Here is a 25,511-nt window from a genome sequence, read left to right as displayed (position 1 = left end):
ACCATGGATGACACGACGCTGGATCAACTGGAGGCTGCGCTGCTGGCCTCGCCGGGAAACGTCGCGTTGCTGACGCTGGTGCTCAAGGCCTGCCTTGAACGCGGTGACAACGCGCGCGGCCTCAAACTGGTTCCCGCCGACCTGCACCAGCTGCCGGACGCCGAGGCTCTGAAGCCAATCGCCGCGCAGTTGTACCTCGCTGCCGGGCAGGCTGAAAAAGCCCTGAGCCTGGCGAGCGGTGAGGGCGCCAATCTGCAACTGTTGCGCGCACGGGCACTGGCCGATCTTGATCGCCTCAAGGAAGCGCTGGTCGAATACCGCGCCGCCATCAGTGCCAACCCTGCACTGGAAGACATGGCGCTGTGGCGTCGCTTGAACGTGTCGGTGGTGGATTTTTCCGCCGGTGAAGGGCGGCCGAAGTTGCGCGTGATCTCCAACGATGACACCGACCAGACCGAAGTGCGCCGGCTGCTGGTACCCGACAGTGAGACGGTGACCTTCAATGACATCGGCGGTCTGGATGATCTGAAGAAGACCATCCATAAAAAGATCATCCTGCCGTATCAGAAGCCCGGGCTGTTCGAGCGCTTTCGCAAGCGTGTCGGCGGCGGCGTGCTGCTCTACGGGCCGCCGGGTTGCGGCAAGACCTTGCTGGCGCGGGCAACCGCCGGCGAGTGCAAGGCGAAGTTCTTCAACGTGGCGATTTCCGACGTGCTGGACATGTACATCGGCGAGTCCGAGCGCAAGCTGCATGCCCTGTTCGAGCAGGCGCGGGCGCAGGCACCGGCGGTGATGTTCTTCGATGAAGTCGAGGCGTTGGGCGGTAAACGCTCCAATACCCGTGAGTCGACATCGTCGAAACTGGTCAGCCAGTTCCTCTCGGAAATGGACGGCTTCACCCATGACAACCATGGCGTGCTGATCCTTGCCGCGACCAACGTGCCGTGGTCGGTGGATTCGGCGTTCCGTCGCCCCGGCCGCTTCGATCGCGTGCTGTTTGTGCCGCCACCGGATCGTGCGGCCCGCGAAAACATGCTGCAACTGATGGTCAAGGGCCGTCCGGTGGCGGCTGATATCGATTTCGCCTTCCTCGCAAAACACACCTCGGGATTCTCCGGCGCTGACCTCAGCGAACTGGTGGAAACCGCCGCCGATGAAGCCATCGAGGAGTCGATCAGCGAAGGTGCCGAGCAGCCGATCTGCGATCGCCACTTCAAGCAGGCGTTGAAAGAAGTCCGTGCGACAACGCTGGAATGGCTGACCACCGCTCGCAACTACGCGCGCTATGCCAATGAAGGCAATCAGTACGATGAGGTGCTGGCCTTCCTCGACAAACATGGCAAGGGACGCTGATGGGAACCCAGAATATTTACCGCATTGAAGATGAACCGCGCCCGGGCGGATTGGCACGGTTTGCCGTGTCGCCGTTCTGGCCATTGCTGGCGCTGATGATGGGCGGGCTGTGGCTGGGTTTGCCGTGGTTCGTGCTCAACTCGATTGCCGTGGGCAGCCCAACGCGCAAGCGTGAGTGGATCTGGGTCGGCGTCGGTGCCGTGGGCAGCGTAATCCTCGGGCTGGCCTTGATCAGCTTGTTGAACAACGGCTACCTGAGCACTCAGGCGCAGATTCAGTACGCCTTGCTGGTGCTGGTGGTGTGGAAACTGAGCATCGGTTACGTGCTGTACACCCTGCAGAACTCGACCATCGAGCTGTACCAATATTATGGCGGCGTGCTCAATCGCTTCGCGCCGCTGGTCGCGCTCGCAGGCGCGTTCTTGCTCAAAGGGATCGTCGTCACTCTGGTGCCGGCGACCCTTTGGTATCTGGTGGTGAGCTGATGAATACCTCCTATCTGCTGCAAGTGGCTTATCAGCGGTTGCAGTCCGGCCACAATGACGGCGCCATCGACAGCCTGCGACAACTGTTGGCCGATGACCCGGAATGTGCTGAAGCCCACGCATTGCTGGCGCTGTGTCTGCTCAACATGCGCCGTCTGCATGCCGGGCGCCACGAAGCCTCGATGGCGTTGGCGATGGACCCGGCGTTGCCGCTGGCACATTACGCCGCTGCGCACATCGACATGGCCTCGCGGCAATTCAAGACTGCCGAACAGCACCTGTTGCAACTGCTCGACATGGAGCCGACGGAGCCGCGTTACTACCGCAGCCTCGCCGACCTGTTCCAACTGACCGGACGCCTGAGTCAGAGTCAGGCGTTGCTGGAAAAAGCCCTGGAGCTGGGGCCTGACGATCCGGCCAATCTGGTGGCGATGGCTGAATATCATCAGGCCTGTGGCCATTGGCAGCAGGCGGAAGGTTTCGCCCGCCAGGCGCTGCAGGCCGATCCCGGGCATGCCGGGGCCGTGGTGGTGCTGGGTCGTTTGCTGCTGCGGCAGGGCGATATTAACGGTGCGCGCGAACACGCGATCTGGGCCCTGCAGGAAAACGCCAGCAATGTCTCGGCACTGAGCCTGCTGACCGCGGTGAAGGCGCGCAGCAATGTGTTCATGGGTTTCTGGTGGCGGTTCAACAGCTGGATGACCGAGCGCAGCACGACCGGCGCGATCATCCTGTTGCTGGCGATGTTTGTGGTGTATCGCGTCACTGTGATCACCCTCACCGCACAGGGCTATCCCGGTGCCGCCGAGGTGATTGACTGGGTGTGGCTGGCGTTCGCCCTTTATACCTTCACCGCACCGCAGATTTTCCGGCGTGCGCTGGAAAAGGAACTGACCCAGGTAAAACTTTCAAGGGAGTTCTAGGGCGTCGGGCCTCGCGCCCGTCGACTCGCTCGCTGACCTGATGCCCGGCAGTGTCTTGCCGCTTCAGCGCCGTTAAACTAACGACATTCATTGGAGAGTGTTCATACATGTCGTCTTTTGCCGAAATGATCAAAAACATCACCCCGGACATCTACGAGAGCCTGAAACTGGCCGTGGAGATCGGTAAGTGGTCCGACGGTGGCAAGCTCACCGCCGAGCAGCGCGAGCTGTCGTTGCAGGCGATGATCGCCTGGGAAATCCAGAACCTGCCTGAAGATCAGCGCACCGGTTACATGGGCCCGCAAGAGTGTGCGTCGAAGTCGATCGAAGTGCCGAACATCCTGTTCAAGTCGGACGCTATCCATTGATCGAGATTGGCCGCGGTGCAATCAGCAAAATGTCGGCGCGCCTGGACGGGCCGAACGTGCAATACGCGTTTCGTCTGGATGACGTCGAGGTGCCGGTCAATCCATTGATCGGCACCACGGTGCGTCTGGAATACCTGGGGGCGATCCACTGCACCCATTGCGGGCGCAAGACCAAAACCAGTTTCAGTCAGGGCTATTGCTACCCGTGCATGACCAAACTGGCACAGTGCGACCTCTGCATCATGAGCCCGGAGCGCTGCCACTATGACGCTGGCACCTGCCGCGATCCGGTGTGGGGCGAGCAGTTCTGCATGACCGACCATGTGGTTTACCTGGCCAATTCGTCGGGGATCAAGGTTGGCATCACGCGTGCTAAACAATTGCCGACCCGCTGGCTCGATCAGGGCGCGAGTCAGGCCTTGCCGATCATGCGCGTATCGACGCGTCAGCAATCGGGCTTCGTCGAAGACCTGTTTCGCAGTCAGGTCGCCGACAAGACCAACTGGCGTGCACTGCTCAAGGGCGATGCCGTGGCGGTCGATCTGGCGCAAGTGCGCGATCAGTTGTTCGAGAGTTGCGCCGAAGGCCTGCAAGGCTTGCAAGAGCGATTCGGCCTACAAGCGATTCAGACGATTGCCGATGTAGAACCTCTCGAAATCCGCTATCCGGTCGAGCAATACCCGGCCAAAATCGTCAGCTTCAACCTGGACAAGAACCCGATTGCCGAAGGCACGTTGATGGGGATCAAAGGCCAGTACCTGATCTTCGACACCGGCGTGATCAACATTCGTAAGTACACGGCTTATCAGCTCGCCGTGCATCAATAAGGACTCCAGCATGCGCACCGAACAACCGAAGATGATTTACCTGAAGGACTATCAGGCGCCCGAGTACCTGATCGACGAAACACACCTGACCTTCGAGTTGTTCGAGGATCACAGCCTGGTGCACGCGCAACTGGTGATGCGCCGCAACCCGGCGCGTGGCCCGGGCCTGCCGCCGCTGGTACTCGATGGTCAGCAGCTGGAACTGCTCTCGGTGACCCTCGCCGACAAAGAGTTGGCCGAGGGCGATTATCAGTTGTCCGAAAACCACCTGACCCTGCAACCGGTCAGCGAAACCTTCACGATCGACACCAGCGTCAAGATCCACCCGGAAACCAACACCGCGCTGGAAGGCCTGTACAAATCCGGCACGATGTTCTGCACCCAGTGCGAGGCCGAAGGCTTCCGCAAGATCACCTATTACCTCGACCGCCCGGACGTGATGAGCAAGTTCACCACTACCGTGGTCGCTGAGCAGCACAGCTATCCGGTGCTGCTCTCCAACGGCAACCCGATCGCCTCGGGCCCGGGCGAAGACGGCCGCCACTGGGCAACCTGGGAAGACCCGTTCATGAAACCGGCGTACCTGTTCGCGCTGGTGGCCGGTGACTTGTGGTGCGTTGAAGACACCTTCACCACCATGACCCATCGCAACGTTGCGCTGCGCATCTACGTCGAGCCGGAAAACATCGACAAGTGCCAGCACGCGATGAACAGCCTGAAGAAGTCGATGCGCTGGGACGAAGAAGTCTACGGTCGCGAGTACGATCTGGACATCTTCATGATCGTCGCCGTGAATGACTTCAACATGGGCGCGATGGAGAACAAGGGCCTCAATATCTTCAACTCCAGCGCCGTGCTGGCCCGCGCCGAAACCGCCACCGATGCCGCGCATCAGCGCGTCGAAGCGATCGTCGCCCACGAATACTTCCACAACTGGTCGGGCAACCGCGTGACCTGCCGCGACTGGTTCCAGCTGTCGCTGAAGGAAGGCTTTACGGTGTTCCGTGACTCCGGCTTCTCTGCCGACATGAACTCGGCCACGGTCAAGCGCATTCAGGACGTGGCTTATCTGCGAACCCACCAGTTCGCCGAAGATGCCGGCCCGATGGCCCACGCCGTGCGCCCGGACAGCTTCATCGAGATTTCCAACTTCTATACCCTGACCGTGTACGAAAAGGGCTCGGAAGTGGTCGGCATGATCCACACCTTGCTCGGCGCTGAAGGCTTCCGAAAGGGCAGCGACCTGTATTTCGAACGCCATGACGGTCAAGCCGTGACCTGCGACGATTTCATCAAGGCCATGGAAGATGCCAACGGCGTCGACCTCACCCAGTTCAAGCGCTGGTACAGCCAGGCCGGCACGCCACGTCTGGCGGTGAGCGAGTCTTACGACGCTGCGGCGAAAACCTATAGCCTGACCTTCCGCCAGAGCTGCCCGGAAACCCCGGACAAGGTCGAAAAACTGCCGTTCGTGATTCCGGTCGAACTCGGCCTGCTCGACAGTCAGGGCAACGAAAATGCCCTGCGCCTGGCTGGCGAAGCCGCTGCCCAAAGCACCACCCGCGTGATCTCTGTGACGGAAGCCGAGCAGACCTTCACCTTCGTCGACATCGCCGAACAACCGCTGCCATCGTTGCTGCGCGGCTTCTCGGCGCCGGTAAAACTGAGCTTTCCGTACAACCGCGATCAACTGATGTTCCTGATGCAGCATGACAGCGACGGCTTCAACCGCTGGGATGCCGGTCAGCAATTGTCGGTGCAGGTGCTGCAAGAGCTGATCGCACAGCAGCAGAAGGGCGAGAGCCTGGTGCTTGATCCACGTCTGATTTCGGCGCTGAAAACCGTGCTGTCCGACGAGTCGCTCGACCAGGCGATGGTCGCCGAAATGCTCTCGCTGCCGGGTGAGGCGTACCTCACTGAAATCAGCGAAGTGGCGGATGTCGACGCCATTCATATCGCTCGCGAGTTCGCCCGTAAGCAACTGGCGGACAATCTGTTCGAAGCGCTGTGGCTGCGTTATCAGGCCAACCGCGACCTGTCGAAGCAAACCCCGTACGTCGCCGAGGCTGAGCATTTTGCCCGTCGTGCGTTGCAGAACATCGCGCTGTCGTACCTGATGCTCAGCGGCAAACCGGAAGTGCTGGCAGCGGCACTGGAACAATTCGAAACGGCCGACAACATGACCGAGCGCCTGACGGCGTTGGCGGTGTTGGTCAACTCGCCGTTCGAAGAGCAGAAAGCGTTGGCGCTGGCGAGTTTCGCCGAGCACTTCAAGGACAACCCGTTGGTCATGGATCAGTGGTTCAGCGTACAGGCCGGCAGCACTTTGCCGGGCGGGCTGGAGCGCGTGAAAGCGTTGATGCAGCACCCGGCGTTCAACATCAAGAACCCGAACAAGGTGCGTGCGCTGGTCGGTGCGTTTGCCGGGCAGAACCTGATCAACTTCCACGCGGCGGATGGCTCCGGTTATCGCTTCCTCGCAGATCTGGTGATCGAACTGAACGGCTTCAACCCGCAGATCGCTTCGCGCCAACTGGCGCCGCTGACACGCTGGCGCAAATATGACGGTGCGCGACAGGCGTTGATGAAAGGCGAGCTGGAGCGGATTCGGGCTTCGGGGCAGTTGTCGAGTGATGTGTATGAGGTGGTGAGCAAGAGCCTGGCTTGAGATTTGTGGTAGGGCTTGCCCTCACCCTAACCCTCTCCCAGTGGGAGAGGGGACTGACCGAGGTGGATGGTCGAGTTACACCGACCTGAAAGTCCGGAGTCGAACTCTTGATCCGAAAGTCCAAAGTCGAACTCTTGATCCGAAAGTCCAAAGTCGAACTCTTGATCCGAAAGTCCAAAATCAAACTCAGGTTTGAAAAGCCCACAGATCTGCTCCCTTTCCCCCTCGCCCCCTGGGGGAGAGGGCTGGGGGTGAGGGGGTAAGATTTATGCATCAACACAATTCCCAGAGCCGTACGCATAAAAAACGCCGCATTAATCAATGCGGCGTTTTTTATTGACCGGAAATTACTTCAAGTCGAAACGATCGAGGTTGGTGACCTTCGTCCACGCCGCCACAAAGTCCTTAACGAACTGCTCCTTCGCATCCGAACTGGCATACACCTCAGCCAGTGCCCTTAATTGCGCGTTGGAACCGAACACCAGATCAACCCGCGTCGCCGTCCATTTCACGCTGCCGGTTTTACGGTCGCGTCCTTCGAACTCGTCAGCATCCCGCGAAGTCGGCTTCCACTCCACGCCCATGTCCAGCAGGTTAGTGAAGAAGTCATTGGTCAGCGCTTCTGTCTGCGACGTGAATACGCCATGACGGCTTTGCCCGACGTTGGTGTTCAACACTCGCAAGCCACCCAACAGCACCGTCATTTCCGGCGCGGTCAGGGTGAGCAGTTGCGCCTTGTCGATCAACAGTGCCTCCGCCGAAACGGTGTATTTGCCTTTGCTGTAGTTGCGGAAACCATCGGCAATCGGTTCAAGGAAACCAAACGAGTCGACGTCGGTTTGTTCCTGAGTGGCATCCGTGCGTCCAGGATTGAATGCCACGCTAATCGAATGCCCGGCGTTTTTCGCTGCTTGCTCGATCCCGGCATTACCCGCCAGAACGATCAGATCCGCCAGCGAGACTTTCTTGCCGGCGGCACCGCCGTTGAACTCGTTCTGAATGCCTTCAAGGGTTTGCAGCACTTTGGCCAGTTGCTCAGGCTGGTTGGCTTGCCAGAATTTCTGCGGTGCCAGACGCAGACGCCCTCCATTGGCGCCGCCGCGTTTGTCCGAGCCACGGAACGTCGAAAGCGCCGCCCAGGCTGTGGAAACCAGCTGCGAAACAGAAAGACCCGACGCGAGGATTTTGCTTTTCAGCGCGTCGGCGTCGCTGTCGTCGATCAGCGGATGAGTGACTTCCGGAATCGGGTCCTGCCAGAGCAGTTCTTCGGCGGGCAGTTCCGGGCCGAGATAGCGTGACAGCGGGCCCATGTCGCGGTGGATCAGTTTGTACCAGGCGCGGGCAAAGGCATCTGCCAACTGCTCGGGATTGGCCAGGAAACGCCGCGAGATCTGCTCATACGCCGGGTCGAAACGCAGCGCCAGGTCAGAGGTCAGCATGGTCGGCGAGAGTTTTTTGCTCGGATCGTGAGCATGCGGAACGGTGCCAGCGCCGGCGCCGTTTTTTGGAATCCACTGGTGGGCACCGGCCGGGCTCTTGCTCAATTCCCATTCGAAGCCAAACAGGTTTTCCAGATAGTTGTTGCTCCACTTGGTGGGTGTGGTGGTCCAGGTCACTTCCAGGCCGCTGGTGATGGTGTCGGCGCCTTTGCCGGTGCCGAACGCGTTTCTCCAGCCCAGGCCTTGTTCTTCTAAACCCGCTGCCTCAGGTTCAGGCCCGACATTGTCGGCAGGCCCGGCGCCGTGGGTTTTACCGAAGGCGTGACCGCCGGCGATCAATGCCACGGTTTCTTCGTCGTTCATCGCCATGCGGCCGAAGGTTTCGCGGATATCGTGGGCGGAAGCGACGGGATCGGGATTGCCCTCAGGGCCTTCCGGGTTCACGTAAATCAGCCCCATCTGCACGGCGGCGAGCGGGTTTTCCAGAGTGCGTTCGCCCTGATCGGTGCGGCTTTCCTCTTTACCGTGCAAGTCTGGCTCTGCTACCAACGTGCCGTCGCCGGGTTCCTGCATGGCGGACTTGTCTTTGCCGTAACGACTGTCGCCGCCCAGCCATTCATGTTCCGAACCCCAGTACACATCTTCGTCCGGTTCCCACACATCGGGACGTCCGCCTGAATAGCCGAAAGTCTTGAAGCCCATCGACTCCAGCGCGACGTTACCAGTGAGGACGATCAGGTCGGCCCAGGAAATGTTGCGACCATATTTCTGTTTGATCGGCCACAGCAGACGGCGGGCCTTGTCCAGGCTGACGTTGTCGGGCCAGCTGTTGAGCGGGGCAAAACGCTGTTGACCGGAGCCGGCACCTCCGCGGCCATCGGCGGTGCGATAGGTGCCGGCGCTGTGCCAGGCCATGCGAACGAAGAGCGGGCCATAGTGGCCGAAGTCTGCTGGCCACCAGTCCTGGGAATCGGTCATCAGCGCAGTGAGATCCTGTTTCAGCGCTTGAAAGTCGAGGCTTTTGAAGGCTTTGGCGTAGTCGAAGTCCTTGCCCAACGGATCGGACTTGGGCGAGTGCTGACTCAGGATTTTCAGATTGAGTTGATTCGGCCACCAGTCACGGTTCGTCGTACCACCACCGGCGGCGTGGTTGAACGGGCATTTCGATTCGTTTGCCATGTTCGGATCCTTATCAGGTCTGCTATGGCCGGCTCATGCCGACTTCGGACTAGTAAGGCTAGACCCGAGTTGGGCAGTCAGCTAATAGGCCGACTGTTGGGCGCCGATAGGTAAAGTCTTTCAGGGTTGTAATCACGAAAACCAGGCGCCTTCGCACGTCTGCTGAGCGTCCGAAATCCTTGTCCTTGAGCACTTGCTGGCAAATTAAAAGCAAGAATCGTAATGACAGAATGAAACGTTATTGTATAACATTAATTTTGTTTCACTCTGTTTCCTTCAGCGCGATGTGCAAGCGCTGACTGCGATTTTCACTGTTCAGCTCACGGAAATTCTGAAATGCCTGCCCGTTCCCACCCCCTGCAACGACGCCTCAATCCTCTGGCCGTCGCGTTGCTGTTCACCTCGCCGGTATTCGCCGGCGAGCCACTTGAACTGCAACCCCAAGTCATCACCGGCAATCCACTTGGCAGCCAGACACTGGCTTCGCCGTCGACCGTGCTCAGCGGCGACGACCTCACGCTGCAAACGAAGGGCAGCCTTGGCGAAACCCTGAACAAGCAACCCGGCGTCTCTTCGTCGTACTTTGGTCCGGGCGCGAGCCGGCCGATCATTCGCGGTCAGGACGGCGACCGCATCCGCATTCTGCGTAATGGTGTCGGCGCGCTGGATGCTTCGTCGCTGTCTTACGATCACGCAGTACCACTGGACCCGGTCAACGTCGAGCGCATTGAAATCGTTCGCGGCCCGGCAGCCTTGCTCTATGGCGGCAGCGCCATCGGCGGGGTGGTCAACACCTTCGACAATCGCATCCCGACCGAGGCCATCGACGGCATCCACGGTGCCGGTGAGTTGCGTTACGGCGGCGCCGACACCACGCGCAGCAGCGCCGGCAAACTCGAGGCTGGCAACGGTGAGTTCGCTTTGCACCTGGACGCCAGCGCCCGTGAGTTCAATGACCTGAAAATCCCTGGATACGCGAAAACCAGCCGCGAACGTGCCAGCGACGATGGCGATTCTAAAAAACATCGCCTGGCCAACAGCGACGGGCGTCAGGACGGCGGGGCAGTGGGGGGCTCTTACACCTGGGATGACGGATACGCCGGCCTGTCCTACAGCAACTACGATTCGAACTACGGTTCGCCCGCCGAAGACGATGTGCGCATCCGCATGCAACAGGAGCACTACGCCTTCGCCTCCGAGATGCGCAATCTCGACGGGCCGTTCAGCTCAATCAAACTCGATGCCGGTTACACCGATTACCAGCATCGTGAAATCGAAGGTGGCGAAGTCGGCACGACGTTCAAGAACAAAGGTTATGAAGCGCGAGTCGAGGCGCGGCACCAGCCTTTGGGGCCGTTCAACGGAGTGATCGGTGCGCAAGTCAGCCGCAACGAGTTCTCGGCACTGGGCGAAGAAGCCTTCGTGCCGCAGACCGATACCGATGCCGGTGCGTTGTTTATTCTCGAAGAGCTGCAAGCCACCGATCGACTGCTGTTTACCCTCGGCGGGCGCCTTGAGCACACCACGGTCGATCCTGACGCCAAAGGTAACGAGCGTTTTGCCAACGCTGACCGCTCCAGCAGTTTCACCGCTGGCAGTCTGTCGTCCGGCGCGGTGTACACGCTCACGCCGATCTGGTCGGTGGCCGCGACGCTGGGATATACCGAGCGCGCGCCGACGTTCTACGAGCTTTACGCCAACGGTGCCCACGTCGCGACCGGCACTTATGAAGTCGGGGATGCCGGGCTGTCGAAAGAGAAAGCCGTGTCCAGCGATCTGGCGTTACGTTTCGACAACGGCACGCACAAGGGCAGTGTCGGCGTGTTCTACAGTCACTTTTCCAATTACATCGGCTTGCTCGGCACTGGCCGCTCATTGAATGACGACGGCGAGGAGGATGCCGACGGCATTCCTGAATACACCTACTCCGGCGTACGTGCACGCTTCAGCGGTATTGAAGCGCAAGACCGCTGGGCGCTCGGTGAAAATGCGTACGGCAAGTTCGCCCTGGAAGTGTCCGGCGACTACACCCGTGCGAAGAACCTCGACAGCGGCGAGAACCTGCCGCGCATTGCCCCGTTGCGGTTGAACAGCGGCCTGCTGTGGGAACTGGATCGTTGGCAGGCGCGGATCGATGTCGAGCACGCCAGTTCACAGCATCGCGTGCCGGCCAATGAAAGCAGCACCGATGGCTACACCACTCTGGGCGCCAACGTGGGATATCACTTCGACGTCGGCCAGAGCAAATGGCTGGCCTTCGTCAACGCCGAGAACCTGACCAATCAAACCGTGCGCTATGCCAGTTCGATCCTGCGCGACATTGCGCCGGCAGAAGGGCGCAGCATCCAGGTCGGGTTACGCACGACGTTCTGATAATCCCCCGTAGGAGCTGCCGCAGGCTGCGATCTGTTGATCTTGTTTTTTACAATCAACATCAAAAGATCGCAGCCTGCGGCAGCTCCTACACGGGCGTGCTCAGGTGGATTGGGCCGTGTCGTCTTCGGGCACGTCGTCGAGCATGTCCTCTTGGCCGGGCAATTCAGTGATCACGCTGAAGTCCGTCACTTCGACGGCGCCCAGGCCGTAACCCAGCAAGTGGAAGGAAAACGCCTTGCGCTCTTGCGGGTTGTCGAAGCTGAAGTTCATTTCCAGTGGCTGGTCGGCGGTCGCCACCATTTCCTGCGGCAGACCGATCTGCACGTCCTGTTCAAACTCCTTGGCCTTGAGCTGAATGTACGCCGCCTGCAGGGGGTCAACCGAACGCACTGTCAGGCGCACGCGGGTGTGCGAACCCTTGGGCATTTCCAGATACTGCGCGCCGATCAGATTATCGGCCCAGTCATCCTTGATCTGCGCCTGCAGCGGGATGACGTTGGTGCTGCCGAACTGATAGCGGTGATTGAGCGGGGTGCGTAGCAACGACAGGTCCAGCGCGTTGGCGCGGGCGGCGATCTGCCTGGCGGGATGACCGCTGTAAGTGCCCTTGAACGTAGCGCTTTCAGCGATGAAACCGGCACTCTCGTAATAGCGGCAACGGCGCGGCATGTCGCACTCGGCGAAGATCCCCTGACCGTTGTGATAGCGCAGTTTGCCGTTGGTGAACGACATGATTTCGCGCCCGCTGTCGTAGTCGCGAAACAGCGAGCGGCCGCTCAGGGCGGAAGGCACCGGCAGGTCGAAATAGTCGAGGATCGAAGTGCTCAGGTCGACGTGGCCATACACGCCTTTGTTCAGCCGTGGCAGTTGTTCGTGCTCCGGCGCCAGTGTCAGGTTGAAACCCCAGGAGGAGGCCAGGCGCACACCATCGATGCCATGGGATTCATCCGAAGTGATCACCACCAGCGTGTCTTTCAACACGCCTTGGCGTTCGAGACCGCTGAGGAACTGCTCCAGCGCATCGTCGAGGTAGCCGACGGCGGCTTGCTTGGGCGTTTCGTAGCGCTCCAGATAATCTTCCGGTGCGGAGTAGGGCTGGTGGGTGCCCACAGTCAGCAGCGTCAGCATCCACGGTTTTTTCTGCTTTTTCAGTTGGCCGACATAGTCCAGCGCACCCTCGAAGAACGCTTTGTCGTCCTTGCCCCACGGGAATTCCAGATGGTTGGCGTTGGTGAACCATTCCAGACCATGGGTCGCATCGAAACCGATGTGCGGCATGATTTTGTCTTTGGCCATGAAGCGCAGCCCGGCACCTTGCAGGTAGTGGGTGCTGAAGCCGTGCTCGCGCAATTGTGCCGGCAGGCACGCCTGATTGCGTTCGTTTAGGGTGAGCATTTCCACGCCTTTTGGCGTGCCGTTATTGAGCTTGTCATAATCGCCGCAGAGCATCGCGTACAGACCGCGAATGGTCTGGTGCGTGTGCAGCACGTAATCCGGAGTGTTCATGCCGCGCTCGGCCCAGCGGCTGAGGTTGGGCATCAGGTCTTCCTGATAGTGGCTGCCGATGGCTTCACGGTTGGCGCGGATATAGGCGCCGGGAATGCCTTCCAGGGCGATGATCAACACGTTGCGCGCCTGACCCGGTGCCGCCAGCAATTTTTGCCCATTGAGATCGACATCGGTCAGTCCGGCCATGACCGGCGCGGGTTCTTCGACATCGCCGTCCAGCCATTCTTCGGCGCGGATCTGCAGATCAGCGACCTCGCTGGCCATCAGTTGATGCGGCAGGTTATAGGCGCGCCATGGGTCAGTCTCGCTCGGCCACAGGTTCTGCACGCCCCAATGAGCGGCGAACAACACCAACGGCGCGCTCCATACCGCGCGGGGCAGCGCTGGGCGCGCCGTTCCGCGCGCGGTGAATTGCGTCAGCAGCCAGAACAGCAGGGCCAGCAACAGCGTGAGGCCCAGCGCCGGATGGGCGAGGCCGCCGCTGGAGTTTTCGACGAATTGCGGATCGATCAGGTAATGAATGTCGGAAGGCGTCGGCAGACGCCCGACCGCGCTGACCAGTTCGGCGGTCGCCACCGCCAGCAGGCCCCAGAACAGCAGCACTGGCAACGCCAGCCACCACGCCCGGCGATGCAGCAAAACCACCAGTAAACTGCCAATGGCCAGATCTGACAAATAGCCCAGTGGTGTCGACCAACCCAGCGCCGCGCGCAGGCACACCGGCACGATCAGCACCAAAACAATCAACGAAAAGAGGCGGGCAGTTGGCTGCCGCAACCGGTTAAAAAGAGCGCTCACAAAAAAAGACCTTCCAGTCATTAAAACGTCAAAAAAGTGTGCGCGATGATACCAAGGGTCAGCTGTCTGATCGCCTTTTAAAACAGTTGGGTGATCTGGTTTTGGCGAGTGCTTGGTGGCTTGCAGCCCTGAGTGGCTCTCGTCTGCCCCGGCAATTGGCGATATTGCTATCGATGGTTTTATTGTTTCAGGCTGTTTAACCCGTACCCGAATCTCCTGTAGGCGCTACGGCACGCGGCGATCTTTTAAAGACCAGGATCAAAAGATCGCCGCCTCGTTGCACTCGTCAGCTCCTACAGGGATCGTCTCAGGCTTGACTGTCGTCGAAGATGTTTTCAATCGGCATTTCGAATGCCCGAGCAATCTGGAAGGCCAAGGGCAAACTCGGGTCGTAGCGTTCGTTTTCGATCGCATTGATGGTCTGGCGCGACACGTTCAGGCGTTCCGCCAGATCGACCTGCGACCACTTGCGCTCGGCGCGCAGTTCCTTCAGGCGATTTTTCATTGGTAGCGGCGTCGGGCGATTTGCAGGCCGAGGATCCACATCAGCCCCATCACCGGCCACACACACGTCCACGGAATGTGCGGCGCACCGACGTTTTCCAGAAAACCGTAGCTGAACGTCAGCAGGGCCGAGGCGGCGAAGGCAAAACCCAGTGCTTCGAACTGAATGCGCAGATGCATTTCGTCCATGCGTCGCATGTTGCGCACGATGGCCCAGCACATCAGGCCTGCCGGAAGGATCGGGGTCAGCGCCACCACGGATCGCAGAATAATGTTGGCATCCAGCAGGTACTGGCTGGCGATCAGGGAAAGGCTCAACACCAGCACGTAGAGCACCAATGCGGCGCCCAGTTCGAGGTAGTAGCGGTTCATTCTTCACTTCCTATGTAAAAGACCCTTTACATAGTCGCCTAAGCGTTTTCTGATGTAAAGCACGCTTTCCATTGGGGAAAAAAAACGGGGCGGCATGATCATCAATCATGCCGCCCCGCAGGTCTTTCAGTCAGTCGGATCAGTGCATTTTGCTGTGATCGTGACCTTCCATGTTGGTCAGCGCGCGGACCGGCGCTTTGACCTCGAGGGTTTCTTTCTCGCCCTTGGCGTTCTCGACGGTCAGGGTCAGCGGCACGCTTTCGCCTTCTTTCAACTGAGCGGTCAGGCCCATCAGCATCACGTGGTAACCGTTCGGATCAAGCTTGACGGCTTTGCCGGCCGGCAGCTCGACGAACTTCACCGGGCCCATGCTCATGACGTCGTTTTTCATGGTCATTTCGTGAATCTGCACGTCTTTCGCCACCGGCGTCGCAACGCTGAGCAGCTTGCTGTCGCTGTCGGCGGTGACGGTCATGAACGCGCCGCTCGCGGTCTGGGTCGGCACGGTGGCACGTACCCAGGCATCGTCGACTTTGGTTTGCGCCGACGCCTGGAAAGCCAGGCCCATCAGCGACAGGGCCAGCGCGGCGCGTTTGATGTTGTTCAGAACAGGGTGCATCAGCAAACCTCCATAACAGTAAGCAAATCTTCGGTGCATTCTTCTGCCGAAAGCGAGGTGGACAGGCCCATGCGCAAGCCGCCACGAGAGTCGTAGACGTAACTGGTGGACGTGTGCGAGATGGTGTAGGTATCGCCCGCCGGAACCTTCTCGTAGAACACGTCGAATTCCTTGGCGGTGGCCTTGGTTTCCTCAAGCGTGCCGTACAGCGCCACAAAGCTCGGGTCGAAGGCTTTCATGTAGGCGTCGAGGATTTCTGGCGTGTCGCGTTCGGGATCAAGGGTGATGAAGATCACCTGCAAGCGATCGCCGTCCTTGCCCATCAGTTTCTTGATTTTCGCCGCGCGGGCGAGGGTGGTCGGGCAGACTGCCGGGCATTGGGTGAAGCCGAAGAAGATCATCGGCATCATGCCGCGAAAGCTCGACAGCGACATGGTTTCGCCGTCGGTGTTCTTCAGCTTGAAGGTGCGTCCGAGGATCTTGTCACTCAGATCCTTGCCGTACTTGTACGACAGTTCGCCGCGGGTGTCGCAGCCGGCGAGCAGGCCGAGCCCGAGTACGCCCATTCCCGCAAGCACCTTGCGGCGAGTCAACAAAGCCGTCATCTAATACCGCCTTTTGCAGCCCGTCAGTCGACAGGACTGGCGGGGGGTTAACCGTAAAAGCGGCGCATGATACCAAACTGAGACCAGACGACGGCTGCGGATCGCCGTGCGGCGTGGGATAGGGCGACAAAAGGTGTAAGAAAAAGTGACGAGTGCTCACTGCGCGTGCGGTTCATCGCCCTGCCAGCCGCCGCCCAGCGCGGTGTACAGGTTGACCTCGGCGACCAGTTGCGCGAGGCGATCAGTGATCAGACCTTGCTGTGAACTGAACAACGAACGCTGCGCATCGAGAAACGTCAGGCTGCTGTCGACGCCGTTCTTGTAACGATTCTGCGCCAGGTTGTAATAGGTTTGCGTGGCTTGCACCAGGTCGCTTTGGGCCTGCAGTTGTTGCTGATAAGTGGCGCGCGCTGCCAGTCCATCGGCCACTTCCTGAAACGCCGTTTGAATCGATTTTTCGTATTCGGCGACCGCCACGTCTTTCTGCAACTTTGAGTAATCCAGGCTCGCACGCAGGCTGCCGGCATTGAAAATCGGCAGGCTGATTTGCGGCTGAAACGTCCACGCGCCGGAGCCGCTGCCGAACAGTCCGGAGAGATCGCGGCTGGAGGTGCCGGCGTTGGCGGTCAGGCTGACACTGGGGAAAAACGCCGCCCGCGCGGCGCCGATATTGGCGTTGGCGGCTTTGAGTTTGTACTCGGCCTGAAGAATGTCCGGGCGCCGTTGCAACAGGTCCGAGGGCAACCCGGCAGGCAGTTGTTCCACCAGATCGCTGGCGAGTGGACGCACGGGCAACGACTCCGGTACCGGTGCACCGACCAACAGCGTCAGGCTGTTCAAGTCCTGCGCGACCTGGCGTTGATAGCGCGCCAGATTGGCCCGTGAACTGTCGACACTGGTTTTCGCCTGAGCCTGTTCCAGCGCGGAAGACTTGCCGGCGTCGCGGTTGCGCGTGGTCAGGTGCAGGCTTTGTTCATCGGCAGCGAGGGTGTCGCGGGTCAGTTCAAGCAGTTCCTGATCGGCGCGCCAGGTCAGGTAAGCGTTGGCGACGTTGGCCACCAGACTCAACTGCGCGCTGCGCCGCGCCTCTTCGGTGGACAGCCAGGTTTGCAAGGCCTGCTCGCTGAGGCTGCGCACCCGGCCGAAAAAATCCAATTCATAGGCACTGATGCCGAGATTGACCGCGTAGGTCGAATTAATCAGCGCTTTGCTTTTGGTCACACTGGGTGGCATGCGCTGGCGCGATTCGCTGGCATTGGCCGACACCGCCGGGTACAGGTCGGCCCGTTGAATGCGGTATTGCGCCTGGAACGCTTCGACATTGAGCGCCGCGACGCGCAAGTCGCGGTTGTTGATCAAGGCGCTTTCGATGAGTTGTTGCAGGGCTGGATCATTGAACAGCGTGCGCCAGTCTTCCGTGCTGGCCGAGGCCAACGTCGGCGTCGGGTATTGCGCGGCAACAGGGGCTGCGGGCCGCTGGTAGTCAGGAATCAGCGAGCAGCCGGCCATCAGCATAGCTAAGGACAGCAGAGAGAATCGCAACGTCGACATCGAACAGCCTCGTTCATGAAAGAGCAGATACTTGTAGTGAACAACCCGTAAGCCAGACACCCCCCCTGTAGGAGCTGCGGCACGCTGCGATCTTTTGATCTGGTTTTGAACAAAGCAGGATCAAAAGATCGCAACGTGCCGCAGCTCCTACACGGGGTTGAAGTCAGTGGGAGATTTTGTGCAGGCTCAACCCGGTCAGGCCCCGGCCATCCATTTCGCCAGGCCATGCCGGCCACGGACACCCAATTTGGCCGTGGCACGTTTGAGATAGGTCTCGATCGAGCTGTTCTTGACCCGCAGTTTTTCCGCCATTTGCGGCACGGTGGCGCCGGTCAACAAACCCAGGCAAACCTCTTTTTCACGCGCCGACAGCACAATCGCGCTGAACCCCAACCGTTCATCAAACACCTGCGCCAGCGGCGCCTGATCCAGTTCGGCCATGGGCTGGCGCGGTTGCCTGGCGAGGGTTTGCCGGCTGATCTGCGCATGTCGCTCGATCAGCGGCAACAGGGTGTCGGAGAGACTCTTGAGAAACGACAGTTCCGGCAGAGAAAACACCCGCTGGGTGTGCGGCCGGTAAAACGAGATGACGCAGCGCCGGTTGGAAGTGCGCGACACCAGATTGCACTGATGAACGCTGTACGCAGGGTGGCGAGATTGCAGCGAAGCTCTCAACTGGATCAGCAACGAGTCGTTCATTTCGATCATCTTCTCCAGCAGCGGATGATCGTCCGGACGCTCCAGCGGAACGGACGGCGCACAATGCTGTGCCAGTCCGGCACTGCCCAGCGCCTTGATCTCGACCACGCTGGCCTGGCGCTCATCCAGCGTCCACTCACTGAGATCGACCCGGTTGACCGGTACCAGCGTGTCGACCAACTGGAACATGTTCGTGGCGAAGTGATCATCGCCGGTGCTCGCAATCAGTTCCCCAAGTTGCCAGTAGAAGTGCGGATTTTCCATGTCGCGAATGCTGCCGGTCAGATTCATATCCTTCATCCTTGGTTCAGAGCCATCACTGAATCGTCTGCCGTCTCTGTAAAAGCCGCCCACCCAGTCATTTCTCCTTGAACACGAACTGGAGCGGGATTTAAGCCTATGGATTTGTCCTACGTCTGTAGGGGGAAACAGGGACACAAAGTGCCACTATTTCTGAATATTGGCGCCGGGGTTCTGACGGAGTTCAGTGCACAAACATGCGGTTTTGTGACTGTCAGGTCACGCAAAACACCCGGTAGGCGGGCAGATCGGTTTTTTTGATTGGCGACATCGAGGCAAAAAGCACTATTGATGATTGGCGCTTTTCCTACAGCTTTTTCAGATTTAGCCACCCGAACTTTTAGACAGTGCCTGCTCTGAGCGGGCCAAAAAGTCGTCAAGGACGTTGCCAGGGGCTGCGGGTGTCCGGGTTTCAGGTGTCATGTCGGCGGCGGGGCCGATGCTTGAATACCGGCAAAATCACATGAGAAGGATCTTATGCCGCCTATTTCTGCCCACGTGGCGGACGATCAGTCCGCGCCTGTCGAGACGTTCGCCCTGACTGCCGCCCAACGGGATATCTGGCTGGATCAACTGAGCCGCGGAGATTCGCCGCTGTATAACATTGGCGGTTACGTCGAACTGAGCGGGCCGCTGGATCCGGCACTGCTGCAATCGGCACTTGAATATCTGGTTGAAGCCAACGATGCCTTGCGCATTGTTCTGCGATCGGATGTTGATCACCACGGGCTACCGTTGCAAGGCTTTGCGCAGGCGCCGCCCGTGGCCATGCCGCTGCACGACTTCAGTGGGCACCCCGATCCGCAGTCGGCGGCCCGCAAGCTGGTCGAAGAGCAGATGGCGCATGCGTTTGTGTTGAACGGGCAAGCGTTGTTCCGCTTCACTCTGATTCGCCTCGATCGCCATCGCCACTGGTTGGCAGCGCAGGCCCACCACTTGATTATCGATGGCTGGGCTTTCGCTCTGCTGTTCAAGTCGCTGGGCGACATTTACAGCGCGTTGTGCCGTGGCGAGCGCCCGAGTGTGGCGGCACCGTCCTATGTCGGCTTTATCGAAGATGACGCGCGCTACCAGCAGTCACCCCGTTATGAACTCGATCAACGCTACTGGCTGCACAAGTACCGCAGCCTGCCCGAACCCTTGTTGACTGCCCGCCATCGCGAATCCCTTGACGTTGAAGCAGCCCCCAGTCGCATTCACGTCGAGGCTTTTTCAACCGCACTGCACGAGCGCATGAAGGACTGCGCGCGGCAATCGGGTGGCTCGGCCTTTCATGTCTTGCTGGCGGCGCTGCACGTGTATTTCAGTCGCACCGCGCAACGTGACGAGTGGGTGGTCGGCTTGCCGATTCTCAATCGCTCCGGGGCGCGTTTCAAAAGCACCTTGGGCCTGTTCACCCAGGTCAGCGCAATGCACATGGACTTTGGCCGAGCGCTGCCATTTGGCGAATTGATCAAGGCCATTGGCGACGCTCTCAAGCAGGATTTTCGCCATCAGCGTTACCCGCTGAGCGAGATGAACCGCGCGCTGGGCCTGTTGCGCGAAGACCGCTCGCAACTGTTCGAGCTGTCGGTGTCGTACGAGCAGGACGACCATGAATACCGTTACGGTGAGGCGTCGGGGCACTCGGTCAAGGTCTCCAACCAGCATGAGACGACACCGCTGGCCATTCACCTGCGCAGCAACCGATACGACGACAAGGCCTGGCTGCATCTGGTGTATTCCCCGGCCTATTTCACGGCAGACGAGATCGCGTCGTTCACCGAACACTTGTTGCTGATTCTGCGGCAAGGCCTGGAATCTCCTGAGCGGGCCGTCGCCGATTTCAACCTGAACAGCCCGGCCGAGCTCGCCCTGCTACATAAGTGGAATGACACTCGGGTCAGCTATTCGCAAAACCAGACGATTCATCAACGCTTCGCGTCGCGGGTTGCCGAACAGCCGGATGCTGTGGTCGCGACTCACCAGGGACGGACGCTGAGTTACGCCGAGCTGAACCGGCAAGCCAATGCGCTGGCCCATCATCTGCTGGGCCTCGGTGTACGACCTGATGACCGGATTGCGATTATTGCCCGCAGAGGCCTGGAAACATTGGTCGGGCTGCTGGCAACGCTCAAGGCCGGCGCGGCGTATGTGCCGATTGACCCGGCGCATCCGCCCGAGCGCCTGAACTATCTGCTCAGCGACAGCACGCCGGTCGCGCTGCTGACCCAAAGCGATCTGCGCGAGCGCTTACCCGCGACAGCGCTGCCCGTCATCGAGCTTGATCGGTGCGAATGGTCGCTCGACAGCCTCACCGATCCCGAAGTGGCCGGGCTCAACCCCGGCAACCTCGCCTACGTGATTTACACCTCCGGCTCCACCGGGTTGCCCAAAGGCGTGATGGTCGAACACCGCACTTTGGGCAATCTGGTCGACTGGCACTGCGAGGCTTTCGGTCTCGGCCCGGGGCAGCACACGTCGAGCCTGGCCGGCTTCGGTTTCGACGCGATGGCGTGGGAGGTCTGGCCGGCGTTGTGTGCCGGGGCGACGGTGCATTTTTCACCCGCAACCGACGGCAACGAAGACATCGACGCGCTGCTGGCGTGGTGGCGAGCGCAGCCGCTGGACGTCAGCTTTTTGCCCACGCCGATTGCCGAATACGCCTTCAGCAAACAACTCGATCACCCGACCTTGCGCACCTTGTTGATCGGCGGCGATCGCCTGCGCCAGTTCAATCGCGCGCAGGGTTTTGCGGTGGTCAACAACTATGGCCCGACCGAAGCCACGGTGGTCGCCACTTCAGGCCTGATCACGCCGGGGCAAGCGTTGCACATCGGCAAACCGGTGAGTAATGCCACGGCTTATTTGCTCGATGATCAACAGCGCCCGGTGCCGATTGGCATCATCGGCGAGCTGTATGTCGGCGGCGCCGGGGTTGCACGGGGCTATCTGAATCGCCCGGAATTGACGGCCGAACGCTTCCTCGACGACCCGTTCAGTGCGCAGCCGGATGCGCGCCTGTATCGCACGGGCGACCTCGCACGTTGGCGCGCCGACGGCAACCTTGAGTACATCGGCCGTAACGATGACCAGGTAAAAGTGCGCGGTGTGCGTGTCGAACTGGGCGAAATCGAAGCCGCTCTTGCCAGCCATGATGCGGTGCAAGAAGCGGTGGTGCTGGTGCGCGATGGCCAATTGTTGGCGTGGTTCACCGAACGTGAGGCGCTGGATATCCTGCGACTGCACGCGCATCTGACGTCGCGATTGCCGGCCGCGATGCTACCGGCCGCTTACGTGCGCCTGGCGAGTTTGCCCCTGACGGCCAACGGCAAGCTCGATCGCCAGGCCCTGCCGGTACCGGGGCCGGAAGCGTTGATCCGTCGCGAATACGAGGCGCCACAGGGTGATGTCGAAATTGCCCTGGCGCAGATCTGGGCCGAGGTTTTGCAGGTCGAGCGGGTAGGACGGCACGATCATTTCTTTGAGCTGGGCGGCCACTCGTTGTTGGCGGTGGGGCTGATCGAACGCATGCGCCAGATCGGCATGAGCAGCGATGTGCGGGTGTTGTTCAATCAACCGACGCTGGCAGCGCTGGCAGCAGCGGAGGGCAGCGGCCGCGAAGTCGAGGTGCCGGCCAACCGTATTGCCGCCGATTGCACGCACATCACGCCGGACCTGCTGCCATTGGTGCAACTGGATCAGGAGATGATCGAGCGTATCGTCGCCACCGTGCCGGGCGGTGCCGCCAATGTGCAGGACATCTACCCGTTGGCGCCGTTGCAGGAAGGCATTCTCTATCACCACATTACCGCCGCACAGGGCGATCCGTACCTGCTGCAATCACTGCTGGCGTTCGACAGTCTCGAGCGGGTCGAGGCCTTCGCCGCTGCGTTGCGTCAGGTCATGGCGCGCCACGACATCCTGCGCACGGCAGTGGTTTGGGAAGGGCTGACGTCACCGGTTCAAGTGGTGTGGCGCGAGGCCATTTTGCCGGTGCAAGAGGTTGAGCTTGATCCTGCCCACGGCGCGATCATCGATCAATTACACCAGCGCTTCGACGCGCGGCGTTATCGCCTCGACATAAGCCAGGCGCCGCTGCTGCGCCTGATGGTTGCCCGTGACCCGGCGCAAAACCGGGTGGTGGGCATCTTGCTGTTCCACCATCTGGCGATGGATCACATCGCATTGGAGGCGATGCGCGAAGAAATTCACGCCAGCCTGTCCGGGCACGGCGAACCGCTGGCAGCACCGGTGCCGTATCGCAACTATGTGGCGCAAACGCGATTCGGCGTCAGCGAGCAGGAGCATGAAGCGTTCTTTCGCCAGATGCTCGGCGACATCGACGAGCCGACCTTGCCGTTCGCTTTGCAGAACGTCCAGGGCGACGGCAGCAACATCGAAGAAGCCGAGCAAACCGTGGCGCCCGATCTCTATCAGCGCATGCAACAGCAGGTGCGTCTGGCTGGCGTGAGTGTCGCCAGTTTGATTCATCTCGCCTGGGCGCAAGTGTTGGCGGCGACCTCTGGCCAGCAAAGTGTGGTGTTCGGCACGGTGCTGATGGGCCGAATGCAGGGCGGCGCGGGCGCAGACCGAGCGTTGGGGGTGTTCATCAACACCTTGCCGCTGCGGGTCGATATCGGCGAGGGCGCGCGCACGGCGGTGCAATCCACCCATGCGCGCCTGAGCGCTTTACTCGGTCATGAACACGCCTCATTGGCGCTGGCCCAGCGTTGCAGTGGCGTCGCCGCACCTGCGCCGCTGTTCAGTGCCTTGCTCAACTACCGGCACAGCGATGATGTCGAGCAAAAAACCTCTCGGCAAACCTGGCAGGGCATCGAGACCTTGGCCAACGAGGAACGCACCAATTACCCGTTTACCCTGAGTGTCGATGACCTCGGCACGGGCTTGCGCCTGACCACCAGAACCTTGTCGGACATTGGCGCACAACGGATTTGCGCATACGTGCAGGCGGCCTTGAGCGGCTTGGTCGAGACGCTGGAAACTACCCCGCAACGGCCGTTGAACAGTCTGCCGTTGCTGTCGCGAGCAGAGCTGCAACAGCTGCTGATTGAGTTCAACGATACGGCAGTCGATTGCCCGATGGACCAGCCGCTGCAAGCGCTGTTCGAACAACAGGTGCAGCGCAAGCCGGATGCCGTTGCGGTGCAATTCGCCGAGAAGTGCCTGACCTATCGCGAACTGAACGAGCAAGCCAACCGCTTGGCCCATTATCTGCGCGGGCTGGGCGTACAGCCGGATTCGCGCGTAGCCATCTGCGTCGAGCGCGGGCCTGAGCTGGTGATCGGCCTGTTGGGCATTCTCAAGGCCGGAGGTGCTTATGTGCCGCTCGATCCGGATTATCCGCTGCAACGGCTGAACTACATGTTGCAGGACAGCGCGCCGGTCGCGCTGCTGGTGCATGCCGCGACGCGCGATCTGCTGAGCGAACCCGGCGTGCCGCTGATCGATCTCGACCTCGGTGCATGGCAGGAGCAGCCGCACGACAATCCGCAAGTGCCGGGTCTTGGCGCAGCGAATCTGGCCTACATGATCTACACCTCCGGCTCCACCGGTACGCCGAAGGGGGTGATGATCGAGCACCGCAGCGCCTGCAACATGGTGCACTGGGGCTCGCAACTTGCGCCGCCCACTGACCACGGCGCGTTGCTGCAAAAGGCCCCGTACAGTTTCGACAGTTCGGTGTGGGAGATTTTCTGGCCGCTGTGTTCGGGCATGCGTCTGGTGCTTGCGCGCGCCGATGGCAATCGCGATTCGGCCTATGTGACGCAAGTGATCCGCGAGCAGAACATTACCGTGGTCAAGTTCGTCCCGGCGCTGTTGCAGCAGTTCATCGAACAGGACGACGTCAGCCTGTGCACCAGCCTCACCGACGTGCTCAACGGTGGCGGCGAGTTAACCGTAGCCCTGGCACGGCAAGTGCGCGAGCGCCTGCCGTGGGTGCGTCTGCACAACGTCTACGGGCCGACCGAAACCACGGTCGACAGCAGCGGCTGGACGCTGGAGCCCGGCGAGCCGGTGCCGCCGACACTGGTGCCGATCGGCAAGGCGCTGAGCAACACGCGGCTGTATGTCCTCGATGGCTGCGATCAACCGGTGCCGCTTGGCGTCAGCGGGCATTTGCACATTGGCGGGGTGGGCGTGGCGCGCGGCTATCTGGGGCTGCCGCAACTGCAGGCCGAACGCTTTATCGACAGCCCGTTCGTGGCCGGTGATCGCTTGTATCGCACCGGCGATCTGGTGCGTTACGGCGCTGACGGCAATCTCGAGTTCCTCGGTCGCAATGACTTTCAGGTCAAGCTGCGCGGGGTTCGCCTTGAGCTGGGCGAGATTGAAGCGCGCCTGCTCGAGCACCCGGCGATCCGCGAGGCGGTGGTGCTGGTACGCGATGAACGACTGGTGGCGTATTACTCAGTGCGTACCGGCGTCGCTGCGCCCACGCTTGAAGCCTTGCGCGCGCATGTGTTGGCGAGGTTGCCGGAGTTCATGGTGCCCGGCGCTTACGTGATGCTGGCGGCGCTGCCCTTGACGCCCAACGACAAAATCGACCGCAAGGCGTTGCCGGAGCCGGGGGCGGAGGCGCTGCTCAGTCGTCCTTATGCGGCACCCGAAGGGGACGTGGAAATGGCCCTGGCGCAGATCTGGGCGCAAGTGCTCAAGGTCGAGCAGGTTGGGCGCCACGACAACTTCTTTGAACTGGGCGGGCATTCGTTGCTGGCGGTCAGTCTGGTGGCGCGCATGCGTCTGGCCGGGCTGCATGTCGACGCGCGGACGCTGTTCAGTCAGCCGACGCTGGCCGCGCTGGCGGCACAGACCTCGCGGCAGGCCAGGCAGGTCGAAATCGCCCAGACCACCATCCCAAGTCTCAACCGCAAGCGCCGCCTCTGACCGTCGGACGCAAGCCCTGTGGGAGCGAGCCTGCTCGCGAAGGCGTTG

The 25,511-nt window shown here is 60.5% G+C and carries 16 protein-coding genes; 8 read left to right on the top strand and 8 right to left on the bottom strand.

What is annotated here, in order from left to right; all coding sequences use genetic code 11:
• The first annotated feature begins 3 nt into the window (after positions 1-3).
• The 6 genes from JFT81_RS08225 to pepN all read left to right on the top strand — a co-directional run bounded on the left by JFT81_RS08225 (position 4) and on the right by pepN (position 6,624).
• On the top strand, positions 4-1,353 hold the full coding sequence (locus JFT81_RS08225; RefSeq protein WP_201202721.1) for an ATP-binding protein: 1,350 nt from the start codon (positions 4-6) through the stop codon (positions 1,351-1,353).
• Positions 1,353-1,838 (top strand): hypothetical protein, encoded by a 486-nt coding sequence (locus JFT81_RS08220; RefSeq protein WP_201202723.1) that lies wholly within the window; start codon positions 1,353-1,355, stop codon positions 1,836-1,838. Before JFT81_RS08225 ends, JFT81_RS08220 begins: the two co-directional genes overlap by 1 nt.
• On the top strand, positions 1,838-2,761 hold the full coding sequence (locus JFT81_RS08215; RefSeq protein WP_201202725.1) for a tetratricopeptide repeat protein: 924 nt from the start codon (positions 1,838-1,840) through the stop codon (positions 2,759-2,761). Before JFT81_RS08220 ends, JFT81_RS08215 begins: the two co-directional genes overlap by 1 nt.
• A 107-nt stretch (positions 2,762-2,868) precedes the next feature.
• Positions 2,869-3,129, top strand: coding sequence for a DUF1315 family protein (locus JFT81_RS08210; protein WP_008079610.1), 261 nt, complete (start codon positions 2,869-2,871; stop codon positions 3,127-3,129).
• Positions 3,126-3,956 (top strand): DUF2797 domain-containing protein, encoded by an 831-nt coding sequence (locus tag JFT81_RS08205; RefSeq protein WP_201226879.1) that lies wholly within the window; start codon positions 3,126-3,128, stop codon positions 3,954-3,956. The genes JFT81_RS08210 and JFT81_RS08205 overlap by 4 nt, the downstream gene beginning before the upstream one ends.
• Positions 3,957-3,966: 10 nt before the next feature.
• Complete coding sequence (pepN, locus tag JFT81_RS08200) at positions 3,967-6,624, top strand: aminopeptidase N (protein WP_201226878.1); 2,658 nt, start codon at positions 3,967-3,969, stop codon at positions 6,622-6,624.
• 347 nt (positions 6,625-6,971) lie between these two features.
• On the opposite strand, the gene katG is transcribed toward pepN, so the two are convergent.
• Positions 6,972-9,242 (bottom strand): catalase/peroxidase HPI, encoded by a 2,271-nt coding sequence (gene katG, locus JFT81_RS08195; RefSeq protein WP_201226877.1) that lies wholly within the window; start codon positions 9,240-9,242, stop codon positions 6,972-6,974.
• A 336-nt stretch (positions 9,243-9,578) separates the two neighbouring features.
• On the opposite strand from katG, the gene JFT81_RS08190 reads away from it, so the two are divergent.
• On the top strand, positions 9,579-11,615 hold the full coding sequence (locus tag JFT81_RS08190) for a TonB-dependent receptor (protein WP_201226876.1): 2,037 nt from the start codon (positions 9,579-9,581) through the stop codon (positions 11,613-11,615).
• Positions 11,616-11,717: 102 nt separating this feature from the next.
• Here the strand turns inward: JFT81_RS08190 and JFT81_RS08185 are convergent, their stop codons facing one another.
• The 7 genes from JFT81_RS08185 to JFT81_RS08155 form a co-directional block, all read right to left on the bottom strand.
• Positions 11,718-13,925 (bottom strand): LTA synthase family protein, encoded by a 2,208-nt coding sequence (locus JFT81_RS08185; protein ID WP_201226875.1) that lies wholly within the window; start codon positions 13,923-13,925, stop codon positions 11,718-11,720.
• Positions 13,926-14,232: 307 nt separating this feature from the next.
• The gene (locus tag JFT81_RS08180) at positions 14,233-14,430 is read right to left on the bottom strand and encodes a helix-turn-helix transcriptional regulator (RefSeq protein ID WP_201202731.1); all 198 of its coding nucleotides are present in this window, start codon (positions 14,428-14,430) and stop codon (positions 14,233-14,235) included.
• Positions 14,427-14,801 carry a hypothetical protein gene (locus JFT81_RS08175; protein WP_201202732.1) on the bottom strand — a complete coding sequence of 125 codons (375 nt, stop codon included), beginning with the start codon at positions 14,799-14,801 and terminating at the stop codon, positions 14,427-14,429. Before JFT81_RS08175 ends, JFT81_RS08180 begins: the two co-directional genes overlap by 4 nt.
• A 139-nt stretch (positions 14,802-14,940) precedes the next feature.
• On the bottom strand, positions 14,941-15,420 hold the full coding sequence (locus tag JFT81_RS08170; RefSeq protein WP_201226874.1) for a copper chaperone PCu(A)C: 480 nt from the start codon (positions 15,418-15,420) through the stop codon (positions 14,941-14,943).
• Positions 15,420-16,025 (bottom strand): SCO family protein, encoded by a 606-nt coding sequence (locus tag JFT81_RS08165; protein WP_201202734.1) that lies wholly within the window; start codon positions 16,023-16,025, stop codon positions 15,420-15,422. The genes JFT81_RS08170 and JFT81_RS08165 overlap by 1 nt, the downstream gene beginning before the upstream one ends.
• A 156-nt stretch (positions 16,026-16,181) precedes the next feature.
• Entirely contained in the window at positions 16,182-17,576 is a 1,395-nt protein-coding gene (locus tag JFT81_RS08160; RefSeq protein ID WP_277952766.1) for an efflux transporter outer membrane subunit, read from the bottom strand.
• Between the two features lie 195 nt (positions 17,577-17,771).
• On the bottom strand, positions 17,772-18,566 hold the full coding sequence (locus JFT81_RS08155) for a helix-turn-helix transcriptional regulator (RefSeq protein WP_201202736.1): 795 nt from the start codon (positions 18,564-18,566) through the stop codon (positions 17,772-17,774).
• Between the two features lie 486 nt (positions 18,567-19,052).
• Here JFT81_RS08155 and JFT81_RS08150 point away from each other — a divergent pair, with 486 nt between their 5' ends.
• Entirely contained in the window at positions 19,053-25,463 is a 6,411-nt protein-coding gene (locus JFT81_RS08150) for a non-ribosomal peptide synthetase (protein ID WP_201226873.1), read from the top strand.
• Positions 25,464-25,511 lie beyond the last annotated feature (48 nt).

The organism is Pseudomonas sp. TH43 (genome assembly GCF_016650635.1).
Classification (GTDB): domain Bacteria; phylum Pseudomonadota; class Gammaproteobacteria; order Pseudomonadales; family Pseudomonadaceae; genus Aquipseudomonas.
Note: the sequence above shows the minus strand (reverse complement) of the source record. Positions and strands in the feature narration are given on the sequence as shown.